Here is a 26,343-nt window from a genome sequence, read left to right on the forward strand (position 1 = left end):
TCGCCGTGCGGTATCAGGTTTGTCTCCGATCCGCGACAGGTGCCAATCGCCGCCGGTAGCCCCCGTTCGCCAGGAACAGTGAGGCGCCACGGCGAGGCGACCGGAGCGCTACTCGCGCATCGCCTGGGCGGGTGATTTCCGCGACGCCGCGATGGCGGGGAACGCGCCGGAGAGCAGCCCGCACGCAACGCCCGCGACGAGTCCCAGCGGGCCGGCCCATTGCGACAGCACCGGCGTCCACCGCAGCCCCGCCGTGACGGCGACGGTCAACGCCTGCCCCGCGACGGCGCCGAGGGCACCGCCCAGCAACCCGGTGATCAGACTCTCGAAGAGGAACATCCCGAACACATCGCCACGCGAGGAGCCGATGGCCCGACGCAGGGCGATCTCGGACGTCCGTGCCACGACCGACAGGTACATGGCCACTCCGCCGGCGACGCAGGCCAGGATCAGCACGATGACGGCCAGGCCGCCGACGAAGGCGGCGAGGTCGGCGGCGACGCCGATCCGTAGCCCGAGGAGGTCGGCCACGGTCCGCACCGTGACGCTGCCGGGGTTGGACGGTGCGAGCTGCAGGGGCAGCGCCGAGGCGACGGTGGCGGGGAAACCCGGTTCGGTGCGCGCGCGCAGTTGAACGGCAATGGGACGGTCCCCGACAAGAGCCATCCCCGTGCGCGAGATGAAGACGGTCTGCGAGTACGGCGATGTGACCTGGTCCTCGTCGGGGAAGTCCGCGAATCCGATCACCTGCACCCGGACCCCGTTGACCCAGATGGTGAGGTTGACGGGCGTGTCGGTGGGCTCGATACCAAGCGCCCGTGCTGCGCCTGTCGCGAGGATGACCGCGGGGGAGACGCTCTCGTTGTTGAGCAGGGCGGCCGCGCCGGCGGGTCTCACCCGCGCGCCGACGAGGTCGAAGAGGGCCGGCGATGCTGCGGTCAGGCCGAGCGCGTCCGCCGGCTCCTGCTCCGCCGGACTCAGGCGGGTGATGGTCACGTCTGCCGGGGCGACGCCGGCCACCCAGCTCGCTTCCTCGACGCGTGGAAGCGCGAGCGTGCGTTGTTGCAGGGTGTCGAGGGTGAGGTCGCCCGGTCGCCACACCTCCACGCTGGTCGGGAGGTCGGCGGTGAGGCTGTCGAGCGCGGCCGCAGTGAGACGCTGGTTGACCTGCGCGGCGGCGCTCTCGCTCAAGCCCTGCGCGACGACGAGTCCGGCGACACCGAGCACGAAGGCGGTCAGGAGCCAGGCGAACCTCATCGGCTTGACGGCGATGGAGCGCAGCGCCTCCTCGTAGCGGCCCGGCCTCCCTCGCCGTCGCGGAGTCCGGTCGACCGGCGCCCCGGACGCCTCGGATGCCTCGGCCTCTCGCGGCACGTCCGGCGCGCGCCGCGACACGTCCTCGACAAGTTCGCCGTCCCGGATGAGCAGTTGGCGGTCGGCGCTCGCCGCGATGTCCCGGTCATGGGTGACGAGGACGACCGTTCCTCCCCGCGCATGGAAGTCACGCAGCAGGGCGAGCACCGTGGAGCCGTTCGCCGAGTCCAGGTTGCCGGTCGGCTCGTCGGCGAAGACCACGTCGGGACGGGTCGCCAGGGCACGTGCGATGGCCAGCCGCTGCTGCTCACCACCGGACAGCAGCCGCGCGCGTTGCCGGAGGGGGACGTCCAGGCCGACTGCCTCGATCGCCTCGCGGGCCCGGGAGCCTCGTTCGATCTCGGGGACGCCCTGGACGCGCAGCCCGAGCTCGACGTTGGACGCCACGGTGTCGTCGCCCAGGACATGGGCGTTCTGGAACACGAAGCCGAAGACGCGCGACCGGACGACGTCGCTCTCTGCCTCGGTCATGTCGGTCGTGGAACGGCCGTCGATGGCATACGAGCCGGAGGTCGGCGCCTCCAGCAGCCCGAGGATGTTGAGCAGCGTGCTCTTCCCCGAGCCGGAGGGGCCGACGATGGCGACGAACTCCCCGCGCTCGATCTCAAGGCTGACGTCCGCGAGGGCGGGGACGTCGGCGCCTGCGTAACGATGCGTCACGCCCTGGACGGTCAGCAGGGCCATCAGGAGACCTGCACTTCGGTTCCCTCCGACACGCCCTCCACGGCCGCCCAGCCGTTCGCCGTGCGGAGCACCTTCACCGAAGTGCGGGCAGGGGTCTGGGTTCCGGTCCCCTTCGCGAGCACGAAGTCGCCGGCGTCGTCGTGGCGGATCGCGGTGACAGGGATCGCCGGTCCGGCACTGACCGCACCTCCGGGCAGGGTCACCAGCACGGACTGCCCGTCGCTGAGGCCCTTCGCGTCGGCGGCGGACAGGTCGATCGTCGCGGGGTACCCGGGAACCCTTCCGTCGGTGCCGCTCTCGTAGGCTCCGATGCGGGCGACCTTGCCCTGGATCTTCTTCCCGTCCGACATCACGGCCACCTGCTGCCCGACGGGGAAGCTCGCTCGCTCGTCCACCCCGACGGTGGCCGTGACGGATCTGGTCGTCGAGCGGATCCTCACAACCGGAGTGTCCGGCGAGATGCGTTCGCCGACCTTGACCCGTGTCGCGACCTCGCCCGCAGGCCCGGTCACCAACTGGGAGACAGGAATCACGGCGCGCCTCTGGGGTTTCGGAGACGGCGATGCGCTCGGGTCGCTGCCTGCCGACACGGTCTCGGTGGGCAGTTCGTAGCCCGCGTCGCGGAAGACCTCCTGCACGGCCTCCACGGTGACGGTGCTGACCACGCCGTCGGCTGTGAGGTCGTACCCAAGGCGGACGAGTGAGTCCTCCAGCGTCTGCACGTCCGCCCCGTGATCGCCGACTCGCAGGTCGCGATAGAGGGCCAGCGGCCCCGGCAGCAGAAAGTAGGGGGTGCCGGACGCCTCCAGGATCAGACCGCCCTGCTCGATCCGCGCCGGAGGGGCCACGGTCACCACGGCCTGGTCGGGGACGGGCACCACGACGTCACTCGTTGTGGTCGTCGCCACCGATCCGGACAACTCGGCGCGGTCGTCGACGACCCGCTGCTCGACGGTCGCCCAGACGACGATGGGGGTCGCCGCGTCCTGGGCCTGCTGCCACTTCGGCCTGGCGAACCACACCCCCATGCCGAAGGACGCCGCAACCAGGACGATGGCGACGGCCGGGACTCCCCACCTCATCCATCTCACTGATGCGTCCGGATGTACTCGTCGAGGCGCTGTTCAAGTCCGGCAAGCCCGTCACGCTCCGCGTTCAGCGCGGCCTGGTTCTCCCTGATCAACGGAACCTGGAGGCTCGCCTCCAGGTCACCCATTCGCTGCGTGATGTTCAGATCGACATTGCACTGAGCCTCGATCACGGCCACCCGAATCTCCTCCGCGGTGGGAGATCCGGATGGACCAGATGCATATGTCCTCTCCGACCCCCATCCGTCGGCCCTGGGCCGAAGACCCGCTCCGCGAAGGCACTCGTCGTATTCGGACCTGGCCCGCCGGAACTCGTCCGTGCCCTCCGCGGCGTCGTGTGCCCTGAAAAGCACTTCCGTGGATTTTGCCTCCATCTCGTCGGTCCATCCGGCGAGCAGTTCGTCCCTGTCCGCTTGCGATGCCTCCCAGCACGTCAGCCGCGCTTCCTCATGTTCGGGTGAGACCGTCGGTTCCGGTCTGTCCCCTTCCATGGCGAAGCCGTTTCGCCGGGCCCGCTCGACATTCCAGACACCCCAGACGCGCATCTCCGACACGTACGACAGTGAAGGAATGACGATCTCGAAGCCGAACCGGCGCATGCACGGCCTCACCATGAGGCCGGTGGCAACAGACATCTTGGTGCTGGTCTGCTCCGAGATCCGGTACTCCGTGATGGGCATGATGACCTGGACTGTCTCCGCATCGAGTCGCGCGGTGGCCGTGGAGTCCCGTGACTCGTTTGACGCGCACCCGGCAAGCAGGCACGCAGACAGGAGAAACGCGATCGACGAACGTGCCCCGATGACGACGGTGGTCGCGACGCCCGTGCGCAGCGCTCTGCGCCTTCTCGTAGGCATGGCGATATCCCTTCGGTTGTTGAGATGGAGACGTCTCCATGGGTGGGTCGCGACTGACTCGGACGCTACAGGCCGAGGACGGACCCCGTCAACGAGCGGTGCACCCAGATATCTCTTACAGCGTTGGGATGTGGCGCGTCACGCGGCGTCCGGCACCGGCGTCGGAACCGGCTGACAAGGCCGAACGCGCCGATGTGGGTGTTCGCACTCAGTAACTCGAAACCCCGGGCGCCCGGTTACCGTTCCCCCAGAGGTGGCGCGACGACAGCGTCGCGCCGGTCGACAAGGTGGTGACCCGTGAAGCTCACGCACAGTTGCATCGAGTGCCAGTCCAAGACCGTGCTGCGCGTCCTGGACGGCCACGGGGTCACCCCCGAGCTGCGGGACGCCCTGCTGACCGAACAGCAGCAGTTCCTGCAGCCGGGTCGCGAGCTGGGCCGCTCGCTCAGCGAGTTCTACGCCCACACGCGCGGCCGGATCGGCGTCGACGACCCGCTGGCGCAGGCGAAGGCCGACAACGACGCGGCGGTCCTCGGCCTGGTGCCGATGGCGCAGGAGATGATCGCCGATCATCCCGATCCCCTCTACGCCGCGGTGCGGGTGGCGGCCGTCGGGAACATGATGGACTTCTCCTTCGGCACGCAGTTCGACGTCCACCAGGCGCTGCTCGACTCCCTCGAACTCGACTTCGCCATCAACGACCTGGACCGGCTGCGCGACAGGCTGCGAACCGCCCGAGACCTCACCCTGTGCACCGACAACGCCGGCGAGATCGTGTTCGACCGGCTGCTCCTGGACACGATCCGGCAATGGCGCGCGAACGAGGGGCTCCCGCCGCTGCGCCTCACGGTGGTCGTCAAAGGGGGCCCCGCGATCAACGACGCGCTCCGCGCCGACGCCACGGCGGCCCGCATGGGCGAGATCGCCGACGTGCGCGACACCGGCACGGCCAGCATCGGCGTCATCCGCAGCCTCGTGGAACCGTCGACCCTCGCCCACCTCGACGCCGCCGACCTCATCCTGACCAAAGGGATGGCCAACTTCGAGACCACGGTCGAGGACGACGTGTTCCGACCGCGGACCTTCTACCTGCTCAAAGCCAAATGCGCCCCGGTCGCAGGCATGCTCGGCGTACCCGTCGGCTCCCTGGTCCTCGCCGACGGCGCCGTCCACCGTCCGGTCATGGCCTAGGAACCTGCCTAGCGTGGAGAGTTGATGTTGGTAGTCCAACAACAACCCTCCACGCTGCTGCGCAGGACCGGGTCTCAGCCGATCACACGGGCGCCCGGCACCGGACCGGACGCGCGCCGCACCGCGCGGCACACACCCTCGCCGGACAGCGCGACGGACAGGTCGATGGCGGTCTCCTCATCGGCCGTCAGGAAGGCGACCGTCGGGCCCGACCCCGACACCAGCGCGCCGAGGGCACCCCGCTCGGCGCCCGCGTCCAGCACCCGCCGCAACTGCGGCTGCATGTCCACCGCCGCCGCCTGCAGGTCGTTGGCGAGGTGGCGGCCGACCTGCACGGGATCGCCGGCGGCCAGCCCGTTCATGAGTTCCGCAGGCACGTCCAGCGGCTCGTTCACCGCCCCCAGCGCATCGAACCGCCGATACACCGCCGGCGTCGACAACTCCCCGTCACTCAACGCCAGCACCCAGTGGTACACACCGCGGCTCAGCGCCGGGACCAGCTTGTCGCCCCGGCCGGTACCCACCGCGATCCCGCCCACCAGGGGGAACGGGACGTCCGACCCGAGCGTGGCGGCCAATTGCGCGAGATCGTGGATCGTGAGCCCCGTCTGCCACAGGGTCGAGCACGCCAGCAAGGTCGCCGCGGCGTCGGCCGAACCGCCGGCCATGCCTCCGGCGACCGGAATCTCCTTGCGGATCGCGATGTGCACCCCGGTCGGCACCTGCTCCAGATGCTCGGCCAGATGCCGGGCGGCCTTCACGGCGAGGTTGCGCCCGTCGGTCGGCACACGGGACGCCTGCGGCCCGCTGACCTCCGCGGTGACGCGACCGCGCCGGATGGGCGTGACCGTGACCTCGTCGTAGATCGACACGGCCTGGAAGATCGAGATGAGCGGGTGGTACCCGTCGGGCGCCAGCGCGCCCACGCGCAGGGCGAGGTTGATCTTCCCGGGCACCCGCACCCGGACCTGCTCGCTCGACGCCACGTGGGTCACGGGTGGACAGTAGCCGACTTCACGCGTCGCCCGCTGCCGTGGCCGATTCCGCAATCCGGGTGAAGTCGGCGACGGTGAGCGCCTCGGGTCGCGCGGTCGGATCGACGCCCGCAGCGCGCAGCACGGACTCGGGATCACGCAGGACGCCGCTCAACCCGCCGGAACGAAGCATCTTGCGGCGCTGCCCGAACGCGGCGTCCACCAGGCGGAACACAAGCTCCCGCGGCACGGTCGGCGACGGAGGCTCGCGGCGCACGATCTCGACCAGCCCGGAGTCGACGTTCGGGACGGGCCAGAACACCGCCGGCGGGACGGTCCCGACCCGCCGCGCCCGTGCATACCACGCCAGCTTCACCGACGGCGTCCCGTAGGTCTTCGACCCCGGCGCCGCCACGAGCCGGTCGGCAACCTCGGCCTGCACCATCACCAGCCCGCGCGCGAGCGAATCGAACCCGGCCAGCAGGTGCAGGATGACCGGCACCGACACGTTGTACGGGAGGTTCGCCACCAGCGCGGTCGGAACCGGGCCGGGCAGCGTCGTCACCGCGAGCGCGTCGGCGGTGAGGACCGTCAGCCGGTCGGCGAGGTCGGGCCGCCGCTCGGCCACCGTCAACGGCAGCCGCCGGGCCAGCAGCGCGTCGATCTCGACCGCGACGACGCGACAGCCGGCCGCCAGCAGCCCGAGCGTCAGCGATCCCAGCCCGGGACCGACCTCCAGCACCACATCGCCCGCCTGCACACCCGACAGGGCGACGATCCGCCGGACGGTGTTCGCGTCCACGACGAAGTTCTGCCCGCGCTTCTTCGTGGGCTGCAGGCCGATGCCGGCCGCGATCTCGCGCAGCGTCCGCGGGTCGAGCAGGCCGTCGCTCATGCTCCCCACCCGCCCCCGAACGCGGCGGCCGCGTTGTCGTTCACCAGATCGCAGCAGTCCCCGAGCCCCAGGCCGCGCACCCCGGCCAGGAAGGCGACGGTGAGCGGCAGCAGGTACGACGAGTTCGGCTTGCCCCGGAACGGCATGGGCGTCAGGTACGGCGCGTCGGTCTCGACCAGCAGCCGGTCGGCCGGGACGGCCCGCGCGGCCTCGCGCAACGCCTCGTTCGGCTTGAAGGTCAGCGTGCCGGGGAACGACAGCCACGCGCCCCGCGCGACGCACTCGGCCGCGAAGGCGGCGTCGCCCGAAAAACAGTGCATGACGACCCGCTCGGGGACCCCCGCCTCGTCGAGCACCGCGAGGACATCGTCGTGCGCGTCCCGGTCGTGGATGACGAGCGTGGCCCCGGTCCGCTGAGCGAGCCGGATATGCCATGTGAACGACTCGCGCTGCAGGGCCCTGCCCGCCGCATCGGTCGTGCGGAAATAGTCGAGCCCTGTCTCCCCGATCCCACGGACCCCCGGGTGCGCGGCGAGCGGCTCCAGCTCGGCGAGCGCGCCGGCCAGGTTCACACCGAGCCGCGCGGCGTCGTTGGGGTGGATGGCGATGTTGGCGACGACCTCGGGGTGGGTCTCGCTGAGCGCCACCGCCGCGCGGGACGACGCGACGTCCACCCCCACCTCGACCAGCCGGGTGACGTTGACCGCACGCGCGGCCGCCAGCGCGTCGGCGACGGCGAGGCCCGAGAACTCCTGCGTGCTGAGCAGGTGGGTGTGCGCATCGGTGACCGGCCGGGGCAGCGGTTCCGGGGCAGGGGGAAGAGGACGCGTCGTCACGTCGGGTCTCCTTCGGACGATCGGCCCGCACCCGGACGGCGCGGCGCAGGGGCATCGGAGTCCACGACGGCGCCCGCGGCACCCCCGGACGCGGTGGACATCTCTTCGCGAGCGGCCAGCGCACGCCGGTACAGCTCCTTGCGCGGCATCCCGGCCGCCTCGGCCACCTCGGCGACCACGGCCGAGAACCGCTCCCCGGCCGCGACCCGGTCGAGAACGAGGGCGACCGCCGCGGCCGGCGACGCCGACGCGGGTGCGGCACCGCCGATCACGACCGTGATCTCGCCGCGGACCGGACCGCCGGCCGCCCAGGCGGCGAGCGCGCCCAGCCCGTCCCGGCGGACCTCCTCGTAGGTCTTCGTGAGCTCCCGGCAGACCGCCGCGGGCCGATCGGCGCCGAAGGCAGCGGCTGTGTCGGCGAGGAAGTCCGCCAACCGGTGCGGCGCCTCGAAGAACACCATCGTGCGCGGCTCGGCCGTCAGGTCGGCGATCCGGCGCCGGCGCTGCTCGGCCTTGCGCGGCAGGAATCCCTCGAAGCAGAACCGGTCCGTCGGCAGGCCCGACAGCCCCAGGGCGACGAGCACCGCCGACGGGCCCGGGACGACGCGCACCCTGATCCCGGCCGCGATCGCCGCCTGTACCGCGCGGTACCCGGGATCGGACACCAGCGGCATGCCTGCGTCGCTGACGAGCGCGACCGTGCGCCCCGCGACGAGCTCGGCGACGAGATCGGCGGCACGAGCGGCCTCGTTGCCGTCGAAGTTCGACACGATCCGGGCCGTCGTCCCCAACTCCAGACGGCGCAGCAGCGCCCGGACGCGACGGGTGTCCTCGGCGGCGATCACATCGGCGGTCGCGAGCGCGTCCCGCATCGCAGGGCTGGCGTCGGCCGCGTCCCCGATCGGCGTGCCGACGACGCGGAGTTCTCCTACGCCGGTCCCAGTCACACCGCAACTGTCCCACACCCTCGCGACGCGACCGCACGCGGCGGCGCGCGACCACGCCCGGACCGACGGCCAGCATGCCCCTCTACTATGGGGCGCGTGACGCGTGAGGAAACCTATCCCGGCACGAGCGGCGACGGTCCGCCGCCCGCCGCACCCGGCGGAGGGGCGGAAGGCCCCGAGGCGCCGGACGTCCCCGCGTCCGACCCCGCCACGCCCGGCGCCGAGCCGCTCGATACCGACCCGGTCGCCGACGACGGCGACGCCACCGCGGCGACGACCGTCGCCGCGCCTTACTTCCGCGACGAGTTCCCTCCGCGCGACGAGGCCTCCGACCCCGGGTCGGCCGACTCCGACCCCGGCCCGCCCGCCGACATCACCGAGGCCCCCACGACGGACACACCGAGCACCGAGGCCCCCACGACCGGGGACGGCGCCGACGAGGCCGCACCCGAAGCCCCGGCGAGGCGGCGTCCGTTCTTCGGCCTGGCCAGCAGCTACGGAGCCCCGCCCCAACTCACGACCATCCAGCGGCTGCGCGACTTCCACCCCACCGACCGGCTCAACGGCTGGCTCGTCACCCTCGGCATCACCGCGCTGGCGTTCGTCATCCGCGTCTGGAACGTCGGCTACCCCAACAGGCTGGTCTTCGACGAGACCTACTACCCGAAGGACGCCTGGGCGATCCTGACCTACGGGTACGAGGTGAACTGGCCCGACAGCGCCAACGACAGCATCATCAACGGCAACGCGAACGTGATGTCGACCAGTGCGGAGTTCGCCGTCCATCCGCCCCTGGGCAAGATGCTCATCGCGGTCGGCGAGTACCTCTTCGGGATGAACTCGTTCGGCTGGCGGATCATGTCCGTGGTCTTCGGCACGATCTTGGTGTTCGCGACGATCCGCCTCGCCCGCCGCCTTTCGCGGTCCACGCTCATCGGCGGCATCGCGGGCCTGCTGCTCACGCTGGACGGTCTTGCGTTCGTCATGTCGCGCACCGGCCTGCTGGACATCTTCCAGGCGGCGTTCCTCGTCATCGGCGTGTCGTGCGCCGTGGCCGACCGCGACTGGTTCCGCGTGAAACTGGCCACCCACCTCGAGCGCGCCGGGCTGCGCGACCTCGGCGGCCAGTTCGGTCCGCTCGTCTGGTGGCGGCCCTGGCGCCTCGCGGCCGGGCTCGCGTTCGGCGCGGCGTGCGCGGTGAAGTGGAACTCCCTGTACGCGCTCGCCGCGTTCGGCATCCTCACCGTGCTGTGGGACGTCGGTGCGCGGCGTCTCGCCGGGGCGCGCATGAAATCCTGGTGGGCGCTGCTGGCCGACGGCGTCCCCGGATTCGTCTACCTGGTGGTCGTCGGCTTCCTCACCTACCTCGCGACGTGGATCCCGTGGCTGGTCACCAGCGGCGGCTGGGACCGCGACTGGGGGAGGCAGAACCCCGACAACCCGCTCGTCCGCGTCCTCGGCGAGGGATTCGCCTCGCTCATCCGGCTGCATCAGGACATCTACGCGTTCCACACCGGCGACTACATCAACAACGCCACCCATCCGTACTCGGCGCACCCGGCGCTGTGGCTCATCATGGCCCGCCCCACCGGTGTGGACGCGGTCAACAACATCGCCGCGGGCACCGACGGCTGCGAGGGGCCCGACACGTGCGTCAGGGTCATCTCGGCCGCCGGTACGCCCGTTCTGTGGTGGATGGCCGCCGCGGCACTCGTCGTGTGCATCATCTGGTGGCTGGCGGCCCGTGACTGGCGGTTCGGCGTCCCCGTGGTGGCGGCCCTCAGCACCTACCTGCCGTGGTTCATGTACACCTCCCGGCCGCTCTTCTTCTTCTACGCGGTCACGATCATCCCGTTCACCTGCATCGGGCTGGCGATGGTGATGGGGCTGATCCTCGGCGACCGGGAGCCGAAGCAGCGAAGACGCACCGGCGCGATCATCGTGGGCGTCGCGATCGCCCTCGTGGCTCTCAACTTCGCGTACATCTACCCGATCCTCACCGACCAGCTCCTGCCGTACAGCAGTTGGCTGGCCCGGATGTGGTTCGGAAGCTGGGTGTGACGCGACGCTCCCGTCCCGGTGACGCTCCGGCTCGATCGTGTGGGGAGGGGAGGCTGTCGAATCCGTGACCTCCTCGCGAGCGCGGCGGGGCTCGTCATACAGTGCTCCCGACACGGGTTTCACGGCGGAGAGAGCACGGAACCGATGATCAGGTACCTGGTGAGGCGGCTCGCCAACTACGCGGTGCTACTGTTCGTCGCGGTGAGCCTGACGTTCGTCCTGGCATCCGTCCGCCTCGACCCGTACTCGGTGTACTCGCTGCGCACCCCGCCCGTGCCCGCCGAGACGATCGAAGGCCTGATGCGGGAGTACGGCCTCAGCCACGACGTCCCGCTGTGGCAGCGCTACCTGACCTGGCTGGGCGACATCCTGTTCCGCTGGGACTGGGGGACGTCGCCGCTGGGAGTCTCGGTCAACGACGAGATCGCCGTGCGCATGTGGGTGAGCCTGCGACTGGTCCTCCTGGGATCGCTGCTCGGCATCGTCGTCGGGGTCGCGGTCGGCGCCTGGACCGCCACGCGCCAATACACCGTCTCCGATCGGGTGGTGACGTTCCTGGCCCTGCTGGTGATCTCCGTGCCCGTCTTCGTCCTGGCCACGGTGTCGACCATCGTCGCGATCCGGATCAACAACGCCACCGGCGTGGACATCTTCGAGTTCACCGGCGAGACGGGCTCGGTGGGCGCCTACCCCGGCGCCGCCCTCGTCGACCGGCTGCAGCACCTGTTCCTGCCGACCGTCGTGCTCACCCTCACCGGAGCCGCGTCCCTCAGCCGGATCCAGCGCAACCTGATGCTCGACGCCCTCGGCTCCGACTACGTCCGCACCGCCCGCGCCAAGGGCCTGCGCCGCGGTCGCGCGATCCGCCGCCACGCCCTGCGGACCGCGCTCGTGCCGACCGGTACCTATGTCGCGTTCACCGTTGCCACGCTGTTCGTCGGCTCCGCCTACACCGAGCGTGTGTTCAACTTCCGCGGGATGGGCATGTACGCCGTCGACGCGATCGGCAGCCAGGACGTCCACGGCATCGTCGCCGTGACCGCCTTCAGCGGCGTGTGCGTCCTCACCGGGGCGCTCCTGTCCGACCTCCTCGTCGCCCTCCTCGACCCGCGCGTCCGGCTCGGATAGGACCGCATCGTGACCGCACCCGCAACCGTCGCCGCCGAGGGCCCGCAGACCGCTCGCCGGATCAGTTCCCGGCGCCTGATCCTGCGCCGCTTCGGCCGCAATCTCCCGGCGGTCCTCGGTGGCGGCGTCATCGTCCTGCTGATCGTCGCCGCAGTCCTCGGGCCGCACCTGGTGCCCTGGAGCTACGACGCCATCGACCCGGGCGCATATCTGCAGCCCCCCAGCGGCCGCCACTGGTTCGGGACGACGCAGAGCGGCCGGGACGTCCTCGCGCTCACCGTGCACGGACTGGGCAAGTCGCTGCTCATCGGTTTCCTGGTCGCGGCCGGCTCCACCGGCCTGGCGGCCGTCATCGGCACGTCCATCGCCTACATCGGCGGCTGGTACGAGAAGGCGATGCTGTGGGTCGTCGACCTGCTGCTGGTGATCCCGTCGTTCTTCCTCGTCGCGATCATCACGAGCGGCAGCGGCGAGTCTGCCTGGATCTGGCTCGTGGCGCTGCTCGCGGGCTTCGGCTGGATGCTGTCGGCGCGGGTGGTGCGGGCACTGACCCTGACGGTGAAGGAACGCGAGTACATCCTCGCCGCGCGGTACATGGGTGTGTCGACGCCCCGCATCATCCGCCGGCACATCCTCCCGAACATCTCCTCGCTGCTGATCGTCGACGCCACCCTCAACGTCGGCTACGCGATCCTGGCCGAGACCGGACTGTCGTACTTCGGGTTCGGCGTCCAATCCCCCGACACGTCCCTCGGGACGCTCATCGCGGAGGGCGCGCGGAGCGCGACCACGTTCCCGTGGATCTTCCTGGGCCCGTCGGCCGTCCTCCTCGCGCTCGTCCTGAGCGTCAACGCCGTCGGTGACGGCCTCCGCGACGCACTCGACCCGTCCAGCGGTTCGGGGGGCCGAGCATGAGCTCCCCGGACGACGCAGGGCGCACGGCGGGACGGACCGTGCTGACGGTGGCCGACCTGCACGTCACCTTCCCCAGCGAGGACGGGCCGGTGCACGCCGTCCGCGGGCTGTCGCTCGACCTCGTCGCCGGGGAGACGACCGCGATCGTCGGGGAGTCGGGGTCCGGCAAGTCGGCGGCGGCACTGGCGATCATGGGGCTCCACCCGCCCGGGGTACGCGTGACCGGTTCGGTGAGCCTGTCGGGGACCGAACTGCTCGGCACGTCCGACGCGGTGATGAGCCGCCTGCGCGGGAACGACATCGCGATGGTGTTCCAGGATCCGCTGTCCGCCCTGACCCCCGTGTACACCGTCGGCGACCAGATCGTCGAGGCGATCCGCGTCCACAACCCCGGCCTGACCGCCGCGGCCGCCGCCACACGGGCGGTCGCCCTGCTCGACCTCGTCGGGATTCCCGACCCCGCGCTGCGGGCGAGGTCGTACCCGTTCGAGTTCTCGGGAGGGATGCGGCAGCGGGCGATGATCGCGATGGCGATCGCCAACGACCCCGCCGTGATCATCGCCGACGAACCGACGACCGCCCTGGACGTGACCGTCCAGGCGCAGGTGCTGGAGGTGTTGCGGCGCGCGCAGGCCGAGACGGGCGCCGCGGTCCTCCTCATCACGCACGACCTCGGCGTGGTGGCCGGGATGGCCGACCGGGTGACGGTCATGTACGCCGGCCGCCCCGTCGAGCACGGCACGGCCGACGAGGTCTTCCACCGCCCGCTGATGCCGTACACGGTGGGGCTGCTCGGCACCGTCCCCCACCCGGACGCCCCCGACCGGCCCCTCACGTCCCTGGAGGGCAGCCCTCCGTCGCCGCTGACGCCGCCGCCGGGCTGCCCGTTCGCGCCCCGGTGCCCGCTGGCGACCGCCCTGTGCCGGGAGGCCGAGCCCGACCCGGCCCGGCCGTTCGAGGCCGGTCACGAGGTCGCGTGCCACCGAGCGCGCGACGTCCGCACCGACCGGCTGACCTACGACAAGGTCTTCCCCGTGCCCCGCATCTCCCCGAGCCCGCTCGCGGGTCTGCCCAGGGCCGAGCGCGACACGGTGATCGCGCTGCACGGCGTGAGACGGCACTTCCCGCGCACCTCGGGATCGGTCTTCCGGCGTCGCGTCGGCACCGTGTACGCCGTCGACGGGATCGACCTGGAGCTCAAGGCCGGCGAGACGCTCGCGCTCGTGGGCGAGTCCGGCTCCGGAAAGACCACGACCCTGCTGGGGATCCTCGACCTGGCCGCACCCACCGACGGACGCATCGTCGTCCTCGGCAAGGACGTGAGCACGCTCGACCGGGCGGCGCGCACCGCGCTGCGCAGGGAGCTGCAGGTCGTCTTCCAGGATCCGACGGCGTCCCTCGACCCCCGCATGCCGGTCTTCGACCTGATCGCCGAACCGCTGGACGCGTTCGGATACGAACCCGGCCGGATCGAACAGCGGGTCGACGAACTGCTCGACCTGGTCGGCCTCGAACCCGACCACGTCAACCGGTATCCGCAGCAGCTCTCCGGCGGACAGCGCCAGCGTGTCTGCATCGCCAGGGCGCTCGCGCTGGAACCTCGGGTCGTCGTCCTCGACGAGCCCGTGTCGGCGCTGGACGTGTCCGTCCGGGCGGGCATCGTCAACCTCCTGGCCGACCTGCAGGGACGGCTGGGACTGTCCTACCTGCTCGTCGCGCACGACCTGGCCGTCGTCCGGCACATCGCCGATCGGGTCGCGGTCATGTACCTGGGGCGGATCGTCGAGGACGGGCCCGTCGCCGACGTCTACGACCACCCCGCCCATCCCTACACACGGGCGCTGCTCTCGGCGATCCCGATCCCCGATCCGGCCGCCGAACGCGGCCGAGCCCGCGTCCTGCTCGCCGGCGACCCGCCCACCCCCGCCGAACCGCCGTCAGGCTGCCCCTTCCGAACCCGCTGCCCCGCCTTCGCGCAGCTCAGCGAGGACCAGCGGGCCGCCTGCGTCCAAGACACGCCCGGGCTCGACGTTGTCCACGGTTTGAACGACCACAGATCGGCATGCCATTACACCGGTCTGATTCCGGCCATCAGGGGACTCGATGACGACGCCGTTTGGCCGCGGCCCACCGCGTGAGGCGAGAGAATGATCGTTAGCAGGTCGTGACATGGGCGCTCTGAGAAGGGGCGGGAGTCATGACTAAGGTCAAGTCAATGGGGCCACCGGCGCCGTGGCGTAGTCCTCCCGAAAGGAGACCCCGTGAAGTTGAACAGGTGGCTGGCGACGCTCCTGTCCGCCGGCCTGGTCCTCGGTCTCGCCGCCTGCGGAGGGTCGCCCGGCAACACGGACTCGCCCGGCACGACAGAGCCGACGTCCGGCTGGGACATCAACGAGCAGGACCGTGGAAACCTTGCCGAGGGAGGCGAGTTCCGCGGGTCGGTCCAAGACTTCGCCGCCAACTGGAATCCCTTCAATATCGAGGGCAGCGGCGACGACTACTCCCTGGTCCGCGACGCGATCCGTGCACATTTCTTCGACTACGACTCCGAGGGCACCCCGGTCGCGAACAGCGACTACATCGCGGACGTCCAGACAGTGAACTCCCCGAACACGATTGTCACGCTGAAGATGAACCCGGCCGCCGTCTGGGGAGACGGCACGGCCATCACGGCCGCGGACTGGATCGCCACCTGGAATGCGATGAACGGCAAGAACACAGAGTTCCGTGCCGTGTCCACCCAGGGCTGGGCCTCGGTGAGCGAGGTCAAGCAGGGCGCCGACGAGCGCGAGGTCGTCTTCACCTTCGACATCGCCTATCCGGACTGGACGCAGGTACTGAGCTCCGGCCCGCTCCGCAAGGAGTCCTGCGCCACACCCGAAGCCTTCAACAACGGCTGGTCGGAGTTGAAGAACGAGTACTTCGCCGGCCCGTTCAAGGTCGACAGCGTCGATGAGACCCAGAAGATCATCACGCTCGTCCCCAACGACAAATGGTGGGGCGCGAAGCCGCTGCTCACCAAGATCACCTGGCGGGTCGTGTCGGCGGACTCGGTCACCTCGGCATTCCAGTCGAACGAGCTCGACTATCTCGATGTCGGCGTGGACGCCGACGCCTACAGCCGGGTCCAGCAGGTCGGCGACGCGGAGGTGCGCAATGCGGGAGGCCCCGACTTCCGCCAGTTCACCTTCAACAGCAAGGGCGGTTTCCTGACCGACGAGAAGGTCCGGCAGGCCATCGTGATGGGCCTCGATCGCACCGCCATCGCGGCATCCGACCTCGCCGGCCTCAATCTCGACGTCTCGCCGCTGAACAACAACATCTTCATGTCCAACCAGTCGGGTTACGTCGACATGGCCGCGAAGACGGGCATCGACTACAACGTCGACAAGGCCAAGGCATTGCTGGAGGAAGCCGGCTGGACGCTCAACTCCTCGTCGGGGTACTACGAGAAGAACGGCGACCAGCTCGATGTCCGGTTCAAGCAGCTCACCGGCGTGGCCGCCTCCGAGAACGAGGCGTTGCAGGCCCAGCAGATGCTGAAGCAGATCGGCGTCAACCTCAAGATCGAGTCGGTGAGCGCCGACAGCCTCGATGAGAAGCTGCTGAGCGGCGGCGACTGGGACATCATCGCCTTCTCGTGGTACGGCTCGCCGTACCCGTTCGCGGGCGTGCGCCAGCTCTACGGGACCGATTCACAGTCCAACTTCGCCAAGCTCTCCATCAGCGGGCTCGACGATCTGCTCGACAAGCTGGACTCCGAGACGGACCCCGCCGCCCGGACCGACCTGGCGAATCAGGCCGCCGAGAAGATCTGGACGGCCGTCCACACGCTGCCGCTGTACCAGCGTCCCGATCTCGTGGCCGTGAAGAAGAACCTGGCGAACTTCGGTTCCATGGGCTTCGGCAGTGTGAAATGGGAGAACGTGGGCTACCTGAAGTAGCCCGGCGCCGGCGCGGGACCGCCCATCGCCCGATGCGGGCGAGCGGTTCGCGTCGGCCCGGCGGGTGTCCACGTCCGCCCGAGGCGGTGGGAGGGTGCGAAGCGTGAGACTGCTCGACATCCTCGACGCGCATGCGGTGCCGTACACGATGCACCGACACGAACCGATCCACGGGGAGGCGGACGCCCACCTGTGGCCGCATTCGTGGCAGACCAGCGTGAAGACGCTCGCCTTCGTCCTGCCGGACGACCGGCTCGTGCTCGTCGGCATCCCGGGTCCCCACCGACTCCGCTACGGGGACCTCGGGCGCGCTCTGGGCGTGCCGCGCAAGCTGTGGCGACCGGCGCCGTCGGATCGGCTGACGACGGTCGGGATGTCGCCCGGTGGCGTCTCCCCCATCACGGCCGACCCGGCGACGACCCTCGTGCTCGATGCGGCCGTGCCGCAGATGGGCCGTGTGTACTGCGGGGGCGGCACGCCCGAGCTCACGGTCGAGCTGGACGCGTCCGACCTCCTGCGCATCGCTCCCCGGGTTGTTGTGGCCGCCATCGCCGATCCCCCGGCGTGACCGGCTCGGCGGTGTCGGCCGCCCGCGGGATCGGCCACCGCCTCGTTCCCGCATCACGCGAGTCGGCGCGCCCGGACAGGCTGGTCGCGACCCCGGTCACGCCCCCGTCCGCGCCGCGATCGAGGTCGGCACTCGGGAGGGCCGGGAGCTTCAGGCGTGCGGTTCGCCCGAGTCGGCTCGGTGCTGGGCAAGACGCGCGATGACCAGTCCGGACAGTTCGACGGCCGCGACCTCGCCGTCATCGCCCTCGTCGGCGGAGTCGTCGCCATCGGGGCTCGTCGCGTCGCCACGAACGTCGTGATGCAGGCGTTCCATCTCTTCGTCGAGACGCGCGGCGGTGGCGGCCGCCTCCTGCAGGCTGGTCTGCAACCCGTCCGGCACCTCACCGCGGTACTTGTAGTGGATCTTGTGCTCCAGGCTCGCCCAGAAGTCCATCGCGATCGTGCGGACCTGTAGCTCGACCCGCGACGTCTGCGGCCCTGTGGACAAGAAGACCGGGAGGTCGACGATCGCGTGCAGGCTGCGGTAGCCGTTCGTCTTCGGATGGGCGATGTAGTCCTTCACCTTGACGACGTGGACATCGGATTGTTTGGTCAGCAGATCGAACACGTCGTACACGTCCGACACGAAGGAGCACGTCACCCTCACGCCCGCGATATCGGTGATGTGCTCGTACATCTCGTCGAACCGGGGCTCGATGCCCTTGCGCGCCACCTTCTCCAGCACGCTCTCGGGCGACTTCAGCCGCGAGGAGACGTGCTCGATCGGGTTGTAGCGGTGGACGTGCTTGAACTCCTGCTGCAGGATGCGCACCTTCGTCGTGAGGGCGTCGATGCCGAACTTGTAGCCGAGCATGAAGCGCGAGAACTGGTCGATGAGGCGACGCACGTCGTCGGCTCCGACTCCGGCAGCCTGGGCCCGGGCGGTCAGGAACGACTCCGGCAGCGCCGGGAGCCCCGAGGCCGAACGTGTGCCGTCGGCGTCCGCAGCCCCGGCCTCGTCCTCCACTCATCCCATGGTAGTTGCCCGCCCAATGGCGTTTCGGCGCGATGCGCCGGTGTCACCGCCTGGGCGCTCGCGGCGACGCGGAGACGCCGGCGCGTGACAAACCGACCCCGCAACGCCCCACCGACGCCGAAAACACGACCCGCCACCCGCACCGCGCACACAAAGTCACACCCCCAGCGACGGGGCCACGCGTGACAAAACACACCGGCAGCACCCCGAACCGGACCGGGACGGCCCCCTGGGAACCCTCCACGCACACAAAGTCACACCCCCAGCGACGGGGCCACGCGTGACTACAACCTGTCACCTATCCGTGCAGCAGTCCCGCTGTCCGCAGCGCCCCGAACGGGACCAGCACGTGACAAACCGACCCCGCAACGCCCCACCGACGCCGAAAACACGACCCGCCACCCGCACCGCGCACACAAAGTCACACCCCCAGCGACGGGGCCGCGCGTGACAAAACACACCGGCAGCACCCCGAACGGGACCGGGACGGCCCCCTGGGAACCCTCCACGCACACAAAGTCACACCCCCAGCGACGGGGCCACGCGTGACAAAACACACCGGCAGCACCCCGGACGGGACCGGGACGGGGCCCTGGGGACCGTCCCCGCACACAAAGTCACAGGCCGGAGCCGTGACGGTCGCCGCTCAGACGGCGGCGGTGCGGGTGTCGAGCGCCTGGCGGTACAGGCGCCCGGCCCGGTAGGAGGACCGCACGAGCGGCCCACTGAGCACACCGGCGTAGCCGACCGCGCGCGCCTCGTCGGCGAGTTCCGCGAACTCCTCGGGCTTCACCCAGCGGTCGATGGGGTGGTGCCGCGGGCTGGGACGCAGGTACTGCGTGATGGTGATGATCTCGGCGCCCGCCGCGTGCAGGTCCCGCAGCGCCTGCGAGACCTCCTCGCGGGTCTCCCCCATGCCCAGAATGAGGTTCGACTTCGTCACGAGGCCGGCCTCCCGCGACCAGGTGAGGACGTTCAACGACCGCTCGTACCGGAACCCGGGACGGATGCGCGAGAAGATCCGCGGCACGGTCTCGACGTTGTGGGCGAACACCTCGGGCCGCGTGGCGAAGATCTCCTCCAGGTACGGCCGCCGGCCGCTGAAGTCCGGCGCGAGCATCTCGACGCCGACACCGGGATTGACCTCGTGGATCTGCCGGATGGTCTCGGCGTACAGCCAGGTGCCCTCATCGGGCAGGTCGTCGCGGCACACCCCGGTGACCGTGGCATACCGCAGACCCATCTTCTGCACCGACTCGGCCACGCGACGCGGCTCGTCGGCGTCGAAGGTGGCCGGCTTGCCGGTGTCGATCTGGCAGAAGTCGCATCGCCGCGTGCACTGGTCGCCGCCGATGAGGAAGGTCGCCTCGCGGTCCTCCCAGCACTCGAAGATGTTGGGACAGCCGGCCGACTGGCAGACGGTGTGCAGATCCTCCCGCTGGACCAGATCACTCAGCTCCCGGTACTCGGGACCCTGGTGAGCCCGGTTCTTGATCCACGACGGTTTGGTCTCGATGGGGGTCTGCGCGTTGCGGACCTCCAGACGCAGCAGCTTGCGCGGCTCGACGGTCATGAGGCTGCTCCTCTCTCGGATGCGGTGTGCGTGACGACGGCGACGCGCGGCCCCGGCCGCGGCGCGCGTGCGGGATCGGGGCGAGGACCCGCGGCATCAGGAGTCCGCTCGAACGGAGCGAACTCGCCGAGGAGTTCTTCGAGGTGGGGGCGGACGACGGCGGCGACCTCGACCACCGACACCGGACGACCGAGCTCGGCGGTCATCGACGTGACACCGGCGTCGGTGATCCCGCAGGGGACGATGCGATCGAACCAGGTGAGGTCGGGGTCGACGTTGAGCGCGAAGCCGTGCATCGTCGTCCGCTGTGCGACCCGGATCCCGACGGCGGCGAGCTTCCGTTCGCCCCGCTCGTCGGCGACCCATGCCCCCGACCGGCCCGGTATGCGTCCGGCGGGCAGCCCGAATGCTCGAAGGGCCCGCAGCAGGGCCTCCTCCAGTCGGCGGACGTAGTCGACCGACCGGACATGATCGGGCAGCCGCACGATCGGGTACCCCACGAGCTGGCCCGGACCGTGCCAGGTGATCTTGCCGCCCCGGTCGACGTCGATGACGGGAGTGCCGTCGGCGGGACGCTCCTCGGGGAAGGTCCGGTTGCCGGCGGTGTAGACCGGCGGGTGCTCAAGCAGCAGCACCGTGTCCTCCTGCTCGCCGGCGGCCACGGCGGTGTGGAGTTCGCGTTGCATCCGCCACGCCTCCTCGTAGTCGACATGCCGTGCGCCGAGGCCCAGATCGCGGAAGGCGAGAGTCATGCGGCCGAGTCTACGTGCGGGCTCCGGGGCCGAGTCGCGGGCATCGTTCCCCGGTCCCTGGCTCGGCACGCGGGTTCGGCCGGTCGGCTCCGGACCTGGGGGCAACGCCCGGCGGTCGCTGTCCGGCGATGGCGACTCAGGCATCGTCGCTCCCGTCCAGATCTGCCGACAGCGGATCGAGCACACGCCGGAGGAACTGCCGGGTACGCGGCTCCACCGGGTGGCCCAGCACCTGCGACGGCGGTCCGTCCTCGACGATCACGCCGCCATCGAGGAACGCGACATGATCGGCCACCTGCTCGGCGAACCGGATCTCATGCGTGACGACGACCATCGTCCAGCCCTGCTTCGCAAGGTCGCGCATCACGACCAGGACGTCGCCGACCGTCTCGGGGTCGAGCGCCGAGGTCGGCTCGTCGAACAGGATCAGCTTGGGCCGCAGGGCCAGCGCGCGGGCGATGCCGACCCGCTGCTGCTGGCCACCGGACAGCTCGTGGGGATACGCATCGGCCTTCGCGGTCAGACCGACCTGCGCGAGCAGCGCCATGCCTCGCGCCCTGGCCTCGGCAGCGGGTTCCCGCTGCACGTGGATCGGCCCCTCCGTGATGTTCTCCAGAGCCGTGCGGTGTGGGAACAGGTGATGAGCCTGGAAGACCATGCCCGACTGCGCCCGCAGCGCCGCCACCTCGGCGCCGCTGGGGCGTTTCGCGAAGTCGAGCGTGACATCGTTGACCGTGACGACACCCTCCTGCGGTCTGTCGAGGCCGTTGAGGCACCGCAGCAGAGTCGTCTTGCCCGACCCGGAGGGCCCGATGAGAACCGTCACCGACCCCGCGGCGACCTCCAGGTCGATGCTGCGCAGCACGACGTGATCGCCGAACGCCTTGTGGACCCCTCGTACCGACACCAGACTCATGTCCATCCTCCTAGCGGGCCACGTACCGGTCGAGGCGACGCTCCAGTCGGCCCTGGGCGAACGAGAGCACGGTGCACACGACCCAGTAGATGACCGCCGCCAGCGCGTAGAGCTGCAGGAACGCGAACGACGGAGCCGCGATCTCCTGTGCCTTGCGCAGCAATTCGGTGACCATCACCGAGGACGCGAGCGACGTGTCCTTGACCAGCGAGATGAAGGTGTTGGACAGCGGCGGGACCGCCACCCTCAGCGCCTGCGGCAGGACCACCCTGCGAAGCGTGAGGACGTACCCCATGCCGACGGTGCTCGCCGCCTCCCACTGCCCCTTGGGGACGGCGAGGATCGAGGCTCTGATCGTCTCGGCCGCATAGCCTCCGACGTTCAGCGAGAACGCGACGACCGCGGAGGGGAACGGATCGATGACCAGCCCGAGGCTGGGCAGCGCGTACACGATGATGTAGAGCTGCACCAGCAGGGGCGTGCCACGGATGATGGAGACATACACCTGCGCAAGCCGAGACAGCACCCGCACCGAGGACAGCCTCGCCAGGGCCACCAGCAGGGCGAGCACCAGCCCGATCGCGAACGAGATCAGGGTCAGCGGAATCGTCCCGGTGATGGTCCCCAGCAGCAGCGGACCGATCGAGTGGAGCAGGAGGTCCCAGGTGCTCCCATCCATGACGCACCCCTTCCGTCACGCCGCAGCTACTTCGAGATGTCCTCGCCGAACCACTTCTCGCCGATCTTGGCGAGCGTCCCGTCGGCCGCCAGGTCCTTCAGGGCGGCGTTGATCGGTTCGACGAGACCGGAGTCCTTGCGGAGGGCGAACGCCTGCGTGACCTTCTCGTCGGGAACCTCGAAGCCGACCTTGACCGAGGTGTCCTTGGTCGTGTTGAAGTACTCCAGCGCGGCGAGGTTGTCGTTGAAGGTGGCGTCCACACGTCCGGCCTTCACAGCCGCGACGGCCTCGGTGAAGCCGTCCACGGGCTCGACGGTCGCCCCGGCCTCGCGGGCGAAGTCGGCCCAGTTGGACGTCGCCGTCTGGGCGGTCGTCTTGCCCTTCACGGAGTCGAGCGAGGTGATGTCGGTGTTGTCGGCCTTCACGATGACCACCGGGTAGGACACCGAGTACGGGTCGGTCAGGTCGTACTTGGCCTGCCGTTCGGCGTTGATCGACACCTCGTTGGCGACCAGGTCGTAGCGCTTCGCCTCGAGGCCGGCGAAGATCGCGTCCCACTTGGTCTCCGAGAACTCCGCCTTCACGCCGAGCTTCTCGGCCACGGCCGTGATGACCTCGATGTCGTAGCCGGTGAGTTCGTTCGTGTCCGCGTCGTGGAAGGTGAACGGCGAGTAGGTGCCTTCGGTGCCGACCTTGAGAACACCGGACTTCTGCAGTTCGGCGAGGGCCGTGTCGGCGCCGGTGGTCGTGGCACCGCCCGGTTGGCTGGTCGGGCTTGAGCAGGCCGCCAGGGGAAGCAGCCCTGTGAGGACGATGGTGAGCAGTTGCGCCGCACGCTTGAGTTTCATGGGAGTTCGCTTTCGATGAATGTCGAGACAGGACGGTCTCACCGGTCTGCGGCTCGTCGCCGGGGACCGGAGGGCAGGAAAGGCGGGGCCTCGTACAGGCCCGGCACCCGGCCGTCGGGAGCCCAGCGCGCCAGCGCCGAACGGGCCCTACAGGGTCGGATGGGTCGATCTCGCGCGGATCGCGCGAGCGGTGCGGGTCGAGGTCACATACAGTCGCGCACCGAGCCGAACGGACACATGCACGCGGCGGCCCGGAGAGACCGGAGAGACCGCTGGTGCGTGTTCGCGTTGGCTGACATGCGCCGGACTTTAGTGGCCGGGCGCGACCCCGGCAAGTCAGGGCCGCGCCGGCGCCGCATCCGGCATCCGGCCTCCCGGACGCGTCGTATCCCGGTGTCCGGAGGGGTCCGACCGCTTCGCCGGGGTGCGCCCCGCGGGCTCGCGCCCCGGGGCACGGGCCGGGCGTACTCGGTCAGTCGTCGGCGAGGACGTCCGACAGGTCGTACGCCGGAGCCCGGTCGATATCGGACAGGAGGCACGACTCCGGCGTGCGATCGGGGCGCCAGCGCACGAACTGCGCCGCGTGCCGGAATCGCTCGCCCTCCAACTGGTCGAATCGCACCTCGACGACCAGTTCCGGGCGCAGCGTCACGAAGGACCGGTCCTTGCCGGAGGCGAAGCGGGACCGTTCCGTCTCGCCGGTGACGGCCTCGCCGGCGTCGTCCCGTTCGACCAGCGGGGCCAGCATGTCGATGAGATCGAGCCGGGTCCGGTTGCTGAACGCGCCGATGCCGCCGACGGGCTGCAGGACGCCGTCGGCGTTGTGTGCGGCGAGCAACAGCGATCCCACGCCCTGGCCCGAGGTGTGGATGCGGTATCCCCACACGACGCACTCGGCGGTGCGGGAGTGCTTGATCTTCAGCATCGTCCGCCGCCCGGGAGAGTACGGATCGCCCACGGGCTTGGCGACCACGCCGTCGAGCCCGGCGCCTTCGAACACGTCGAACCACTCCTGGGCGACGGCCGCATCGTCGGTGACACGCGTGAGGTGGACGGCCGGGGCGGCGATGCCCCGCAGCACGCCTTCGAGACGCCGCCGCCGCTCGCCGAACGGCAGGTCCAGGAGGGAGTCGTCGCCGAGCGCGAGGAGGTCGAAGAACACCATCTCGGCCGGGAACTCGGCCGACAGCCGCGCGACGCGGGACGCCGCCGGGTGGATGCGCTGTGACAAGGCCGTCCAGTCGAGCCGCTGCGCGCCGGGTTCGCCCACGCGCACGACCAGTTCGCCGTCGCCGACGAAGCGCTCCGGCAGGCTGGCGGCGGCGGTCTCGATCACCTCGGGGAAGTACCGGGCCAGGGATTTCGCGCCCCGGCTGCGCAGGTCGACCTCGTCGCCGTCGCGGACGACGAGGCAGCGGAAGCCGTCCCATTTGGGCTCGTACAGGTAGCCGCCCGGGATCGAGCCTTGGGCCGGGATCGCCGAGACGGCCTTGGCGAGCATCGGCTCGGCGGGGATCTCGATCGGCAGCGTCATCGGGCCAGCACCTCGAAGGTCTCGCAGAACACCTCGATGTCCTCGGCGAACCCGTCGCCGAGCTCGCGCTGGAAGAAGTGCTCGTGCCCGCGCCGCCAGCTCGCGAGGGTCCGGTCGTCCTCCCCTTCGGACGCGGCGAACTCCTTGGTCACGTCGCAGAACCGCGTGCGGACGACGGCGGTCGTGCGGATGAGCGCCCGAGGCCGGCCGTGGCCGTCCAGCAGGATCGACAGTCCGCCGGGCCGCGGGTACGTCTCGCCGGGCTCGTACGAGGCGACCGCCGACGATGTCCCGACCTTCTCGCCGGCGAGGACGAGTCCCAGGAGGTCGTCGGCCATCTCGGCCCCGTCGCCGAAGGCCCAGGCCTCCGGCGGATCGTGCTGGACCGCGGCGGCCCCGAGGACGGCCTGCCCGAGCCGCGCCCGCACCTCGTCCCAGTAGCCGCGGACCGCGTCGGAATCGTGCGCGTGGGTCATCGGCACATTCCAGCACATCGACCCCGGTCGGCGGCACCCTGCAGACCCGCCGGGCACCGTCGCCCCAAGCCACGCGGCATCCGGCGTCTCTCAGGAAGGGACTCCCATCCTGTTGGAGATATCCTCATAATCCTGAGAGTTTCCTGAGAACCCTGGGTGCGATTTGCGGGATCGGTGATCAGGTGCGTAGGTTCGCAGCATCATCGACGATGCTCACCCGCCCACACCCCAACAGAACAGGACGCTTCGATGACGAAGACCATCCCCGTCCTCACCGCGGCGATCGCCCTGCGCGTCGCTCCCCCCGTCCTCGCCTCCGCTTCCCCATCGGTGCATCGGATGAGCCGTCAACAACGCCGGGGCCACCTCGATCTGCCGGGAGAAGTGATCCGATGACGACCGGGAAAGGCACCCGCCACGCCTCTGTGCGCACGGCCGCCGCCCTGTCGGCCACGCTGATGCTCACAACCGCGTGCAGCGTCCTTCCCGGCCTGTCGGGAGACCTGTCCACAAACGGCCCCTGCCCCGACGGATGGAAAGCAGCCGTCCTGTGGTCCACCGAGAACGGCACGGCCAGCACCATCGACTACATCAAGCCCGACAACACCATCGCCCAGCAGCACCTGCCCTGGATCGGTCTCACCGCCGGCCCCGGCAACCTTCTGGACCGGCGCGGCGACGACCTCGTCACCGTGACCAACGGCAACATGGACCGCGACAAGACCCACATCGTCACCCTCTCCACCACCGCGTGTTCCCTGTCTGCGGTCCAGATCCCTGAACCGCTCGTGCTCGGCGTGGGAACGTCGCCCGACGCCACCTTCACCACCAACGGAATCAATGGCGCGGGCTGGGTCCACCGCCACGACCTGGATGGGAAGACCACAGCCGAAGTCGACTACCCGAACGTGATCCCCAGCAAACCCGTCTGGCACGATGGCACCCTGTCCGTTTTCGCCGAAGAACTGGCAGAAGGTGAAGGGACCTCAGGCACCCCGCTTCTGCTCGTACTCGATGACAGGACCATGAAGGAACGGGCTCGTCTCCGGCTCCCCTCAGATGTCAGCTTGGTGCAGGATTCCCTGG

24 protein-coding genes are annotated in these 26,343 nt (G+C 70.2%); 9 read left to right on the forward strand and 15 right to left on the reverse strand.

The features are described from left to right. Positions 1-108: 108 nt before the first annotated feature. The 3 genes from G555_RS0104700 to G555_RS0104710 are packed head-to-tail and all read right to left on the reverse strand — an operon-like array spanning position 109 to position 3,826. On the reverse strand, positions 109-2,058 hold the full coding sequence (locus tag G555_RS0104700; RefSeq protein ID WP_028707981.1) for an ABC transporter ATP-binding protein/permease: 1,950 nt from the start codon (positions 2,056-2,058) through the stop codon (positions 109-111). Continuing rightward, positions 2,058-3,140, reverse strand: coding sequence for an RND family efflux transporter (locus G555_RS0104705; protein ID WP_028707982.1), 1,083 nt, complete (start codon positions 3,138-3,140; stop codon positions 2,058-2,060). The genes G555_RS0104700 and G555_RS0104705 overlap by 1 nt, the downstream gene beginning before the upstream one ends. 5 nt (positions 3,141-3,145) lie before the next feature. Continuing rightward, on the reverse strand, positions 3,146-3,826 hold the full coding sequence (locus G555_RS0104710; RefSeq protein ID WP_156887437.1) for a hypothetical protein: 681 nt from the start codon (positions 3,824-3,826) through the stop codon (positions 3,146-3,148). Between the two features lie 474 nt (positions 3,827-4,300). On the opposite strand from G555_RS0104710, the gene G555_RS17985 reads away from it, so the two are divergent. Next, positions 4,301-5,194, forward strand: a complete 894-nt coding sequence (locus G555_RS17985) for a damage-control phosphatase ARMT1 family protein (protein ID WP_051208448.1) — start codon at positions 4,301-4,303, stop codon at positions 5,192-5,194. A gap of 74 nt (positions 5,195-5,268) precedes the next feature. Here the strand turns inward: G555_RS17985 and G555_RS0104720 are convergent, their stop codons facing one another. The 4 genes from G555_RS0104720 to rsmI are packed head-to-tail and all read right to left on the reverse strand — an operon-like array spanning position 5,269 to position 8,846. Beyond that, a complete protein-coding gene (locus G555_RS0104720) occupies positions 5,269-6,189 on the reverse strand; it encodes a 4-(cytidine 5'-diphospho)-2-C-methyl-D-erythritol kinase (protein WP_028707984.1) in 921 nt (306 codons plus the stop codon). A gap of 19 nt (positions 6,190-6,208) precedes the next feature. Continuing rightward, positions 6,209-7,063 carry a 16S rRNA (adenine(1518)-N(6)/adenine(1519)-N(6))-dimethyltransferase RsmA gene (rsmA, locus tag G555_RS0104725; RefSeq protein WP_028707985.1) on the reverse strand — a complete coding sequence of 285 codons (855 nt, stop codon included), beginning with the start codon at positions 7,061-7,063 and terminating at the stop codon, positions 6,209-6,211. Continuing rightward, positions 7,060-7,899, reverse strand: coding sequence for a TatD family hydrolase (locus G555_RS0104730; protein WP_028707986.1), 840 nt, complete (start codon positions 7,897-7,899; stop codon positions 7,060-7,062). Before G555_RS0104730 ends, rsmA begins: the two co-directional genes overlap by 4 nt. Then, positions 7,896-8,846 carry a 16S rRNA (cytidine(1402)-2'-O)-methyltransferase gene (gene rsmI / locus G555_RS17990; protein ID WP_084634746.1) on the reverse strand — a complete coding sequence of 317 codons (951 nt, stop codon included), beginning with the start codon at positions 8,844-8,846 and terminating at the stop codon, positions 7,896-7,898. The genes G555_RS0104730 and rsmI overlap by 4 nt, the downstream gene beginning before the upstream one ends. A gap of 531 nt (positions 8,847-9,377) precedes the next feature. Here rsmI and G555_RS0104740 point away from each other — a divergent pair. From G555_RS0104740 to G555_RS18000, 6 genes are all read left to right on the forward strand, one after another. After that, positions 9,378-10,907 (forward strand): dolichyl-phosphate-mannose--protein mannosyltransferase, encoded by a 1,530-nt coding sequence (locus tag G555_RS0104740; RefSeq protein WP_051208455.1) that lies wholly within the window; start codon positions 9,378-9,380, stop codon positions 10,905-10,907. A gap of 144 nt (positions 10,908-11,051) precedes the next feature. Beyond that, positions 11,052-12,035, forward strand: coding sequence for an ABC transporter permease (locus G555_RS0104745; protein WP_028707988.1), 984 nt, complete (start codon positions 11,052-11,054; stop codon positions 12,033-12,035). A 9-nt stretch (positions 12,036-12,044) separates the two neighbouring features. Next, the gene (locus tag G555_RS0104750; RefSeq protein WP_028707989.1) at positions 12,045-12,950 is read left to right on the forward strand and encodes an ABC transporter permease; all 906 of its coding nucleotides are present in this window, start codon (positions 12,045-12,047) and stop codon (positions 12,948-12,950) included. After that, a complete protein-coding gene (locus G555_RS17995) occupies positions 12,947-15,088 on the forward strand; it encodes a dipeptide ABC transporter ATP-binding protein (RefSeq protein ID WP_084634750.1) in 2,142 nt (713 codons plus the stop codon). Before G555_RS0104750 ends, G555_RS17995 begins: the two co-directional genes overlap by 4 nt. Before the next feature lie 123 nt (positions 15,089-15,211). Continuing rightward, on the forward strand, positions 15,212-16,894 hold the full coding sequence (locus G555_RS0104760) for an ABC transporter family substrate-binding protein (protein WP_028707990.1): 1,683 nt from the start codon (positions 15,212-15,214) through the stop codon (positions 16,892-16,894). A 103-nt stretch (positions 16,895-16,997) separates the two neighbouring features. Further along, on the forward strand, positions 16,998-17,462 hold the full coding sequence (locus tag G555_RS18000; RefSeq protein ID WP_051208450.1) for an aminoacyl-tRNA deacylase: 465 nt from the start codon (positions 16,998-17,000) through the stop codon (positions 17,460-17,462). Between the two features lie 150 nt (positions 17,463-17,612). Here the strand turns inward: G555_RS18000 and G555_RS18005 are convergent, their stop codons facing one another. The 8 genes from G555_RS18005 to G555_RS18010 form a co-directional block, all read right to left on the reverse strand. Further along, positions 17,613-18,470, reverse strand: a complete 858-nt coding sequence (locus G555_RS18005; RefSeq protein WP_245581197.1) for a GTP pyrophosphokinase — start codon at positions 18,468-18,470, stop codon at positions 17,613-17,615. Positions 18,471-19,125: 655 nt separating this feature from the next. Continuing rightward, complete coding sequence (gene lipA, locus G555_RS0104775) at positions 19,126-20,052, reverse strand: lipoyl synthase (protein WP_028707991.1); 927 nt, start codon at positions 20,050-20,052, stop codon at positions 19,126-19,128. Next, on the reverse strand, positions 20,049-20,804 hold the full coding sequence (gene lipB / locus G555_RS0104780; protein ID WP_028707992.1) for a lipoyl(octanoyl) transferase LipB: 756 nt from the start codon (positions 20,802-20,804) through the stop codon (positions 20,049-20,051). The genes lipA and lipB overlap by 4 nt, the downstream gene beginning before the upstream one ends. 136 nt (positions 20,805-20,940) lie before the next feature. Further along, complete coding sequence (locus G555_RS0104785; protein WP_281168172.1) at positions 20,941-21,720, reverse strand: amino acid ABC transporter ATP-binding protein; 780 nt, start codon at positions 21,718-21,720, stop codon at positions 20,941-20,943. A gap of 10 nt (positions 21,721-21,730) precedes the next feature. Next, positions 21,731-22,399, reverse strand: coding sequence for an amino acid ABC transporter permease (locus G555_RS0104790; RefSeq protein WP_028707994.1), 669 nt, complete (start codon positions 22,397-22,399; stop codon positions 21,731-21,733). Positions 22,400-22,425: 26 nt separating this feature from the next. Further along, on the reverse strand, positions 22,426-23,247 hold the full coding sequence (locus tag G555_RS0104795) for an amino acid ABC transporter substrate-binding protein (protein WP_028707995.1): 822 nt from the start codon (positions 23,245-23,247) through the stop codon (positions 22,426-22,428). 472 nt (positions 23,248-23,719) lie between these two features. Continuing rightward, on the reverse strand, positions 23,720-24,781 hold the full coding sequence (locus G555_RS0104800) for an ATP-dependent DNA ligase (RefSeq protein ID WP_028707996.1): 1,062 nt from the start codon (positions 24,779-24,781) through the stop codon (positions 23,720-23,722). Further along, on the reverse strand, positions 24,778-25,257 hold the full coding sequence (locus G555_RS18010) for an ASCH domain-containing protein (RefSeq protein ID WP_084634752.1): 480 nt from the start codon (positions 25,255-25,257) through the stop codon (positions 24,778-24,780). Before G555_RS18010 ends, G555_RS0104800 begins: the two co-directional genes overlap by 4 nt. A gap of 249 nt (positions 25,258-25,506) precedes the next feature. On the opposite strand from G555_RS18010, the gene G555_RS22560 reads away from it, so the two are divergent. Together G555_RS22560 and G555_RS0104815 are read left to right on the forward strand one after the other, a co-directional pair. After that, a complete protein-coding gene (locus G555_RS22560) occupies positions 25,507-25,653 on the forward strand; it encodes a hypothetical protein (RefSeq protein ID WP_169337862.1) in 147 nt (48 codons plus the stop codon). Further along, on the forward strand, positions 25,650-26,343 hold a 694-nt coding region (locus G555_RS0104815; protein WP_028707997.1), incomplete at its 3' end, for a hypothetical protein. The genes G555_RS22560 and G555_RS0104815, both read left to right, overlap by 4 nt.

The sequence above is a fragment of the Propionicicella superfundia DSM 22317 genome (assembly GCF_000423465.1).
Classification (GTDB): Bacteria; Actinomycetota; Actinomycetes; order Propionibacteriales; family Propionibacteriaceae; genus Propionicicella; species Propionicicella superfundia.

What these genes read in the sequence shown, in the direction of transcription:
- G555_RS0104700 (WP_028707981.1), bottom strand. Translation starts at nt 2,058, where the DNA reads ATGGCCCTGCTGACCGTCCAGGGCGTGACGCATCGTTACGCAGGCGCC.
- G555_RS0104705 (WP_028707982.1), bottom strand. Translation starts at nt 3,140, where the DNA reads ATGAGGTGGGGAGTCCCGGCCGTCGCCATCGTCCTGGTTGCGGCGTCC.
- G555_RS0104710 (WP_156887437.1), bottom strand. Translation starts at nt 3,826, where the DNA reads ATGCCCATCACGGAGTACCGGATCTCGGAGCAGACCAGCACCAAGATG.
- rsmA (WP_028707985.1), bottom strand. Translation starts at nt 7,063, where the DNA reads ATGAGCGACGGCCTGCTCGACCCGCGGACGCTGCGCGAGATCGCGGCC.
- G555_RS0104745 (WP_028707988.1), top strand. Translation starts at nt 11,052, where the DNA reads ATGATCAGGTACCTGGTGAGGCGGCTCGCCAACTACGCGGTGCTACTG.
- G555_RS17995 (WP_084634750.1), top strand. Translation starts at nt 12,947, where the DNA reads ATGAGCTCCCCGGACGACGCAGGGCGCACGGCGGGACGGACCGTGCTG.
- lipA (WP_028707991.1), bottom strand. Translation starts at nt 20,052, where the DNA reads ATGACCGTCGAGCCGCGCAAGCTGCTGCGTCTGGAGGTCCGCAACGCG.
- lipB (WP_028707992.1), bottom strand. Translation starts at nt 20,804, where the DNA reads ATGACTCTCGCCTTCCGCGATCTGGGCCTCGGCGCACGGCATGTCGAC.
- G555_RS0104785 (WP_281168172.1), bottom strand. Translation starts at nt 21,720, where the DNA reads ATGAGTCTGGTGTCGGTACGAGGGGTCCACAAGGCGTTCGGCGATCAC.
- G555_RS0104790 (WP_028707994.1), bottom strand. Translation starts at nt 22,399, where the DNA reads ATGGATGGGAGCACCTGGGACCTCCTGCTCCACTCGATCGGTCCGCTG.
- G555_RS0104795 (WP_028707995.1), bottom strand. Translation starts at nt 23,247, where the DNA reads ATGAAACTCAAGCGTGCGGCGCAACTGCTCACCATCGTCCTCACAGGG.
- G555_RS0104800 (WP_028707996.1), bottom strand. Translation starts at nt 24,781, where the DNA reads ATGACGCTGCCGATCGAGATCCCCGCCGAGCCGATGCTCGCCAAGGCC.
- G555_RS18010 (WP_084634752.1), bottom strand. Translation starts at nt 25,257, where the DNA reads ATGACCCACGCGCACGATTCCGACGCGGTCCGCGGCTACTGGGACGAG.
- G555_RS22560 (WP_169337862.1), top strand. Translation starts at nt 25,507, where the DNA reads ATGACGAAGACCATCCCCGTCCTCACCGCGGCGATCGCCCTGCGCGTC.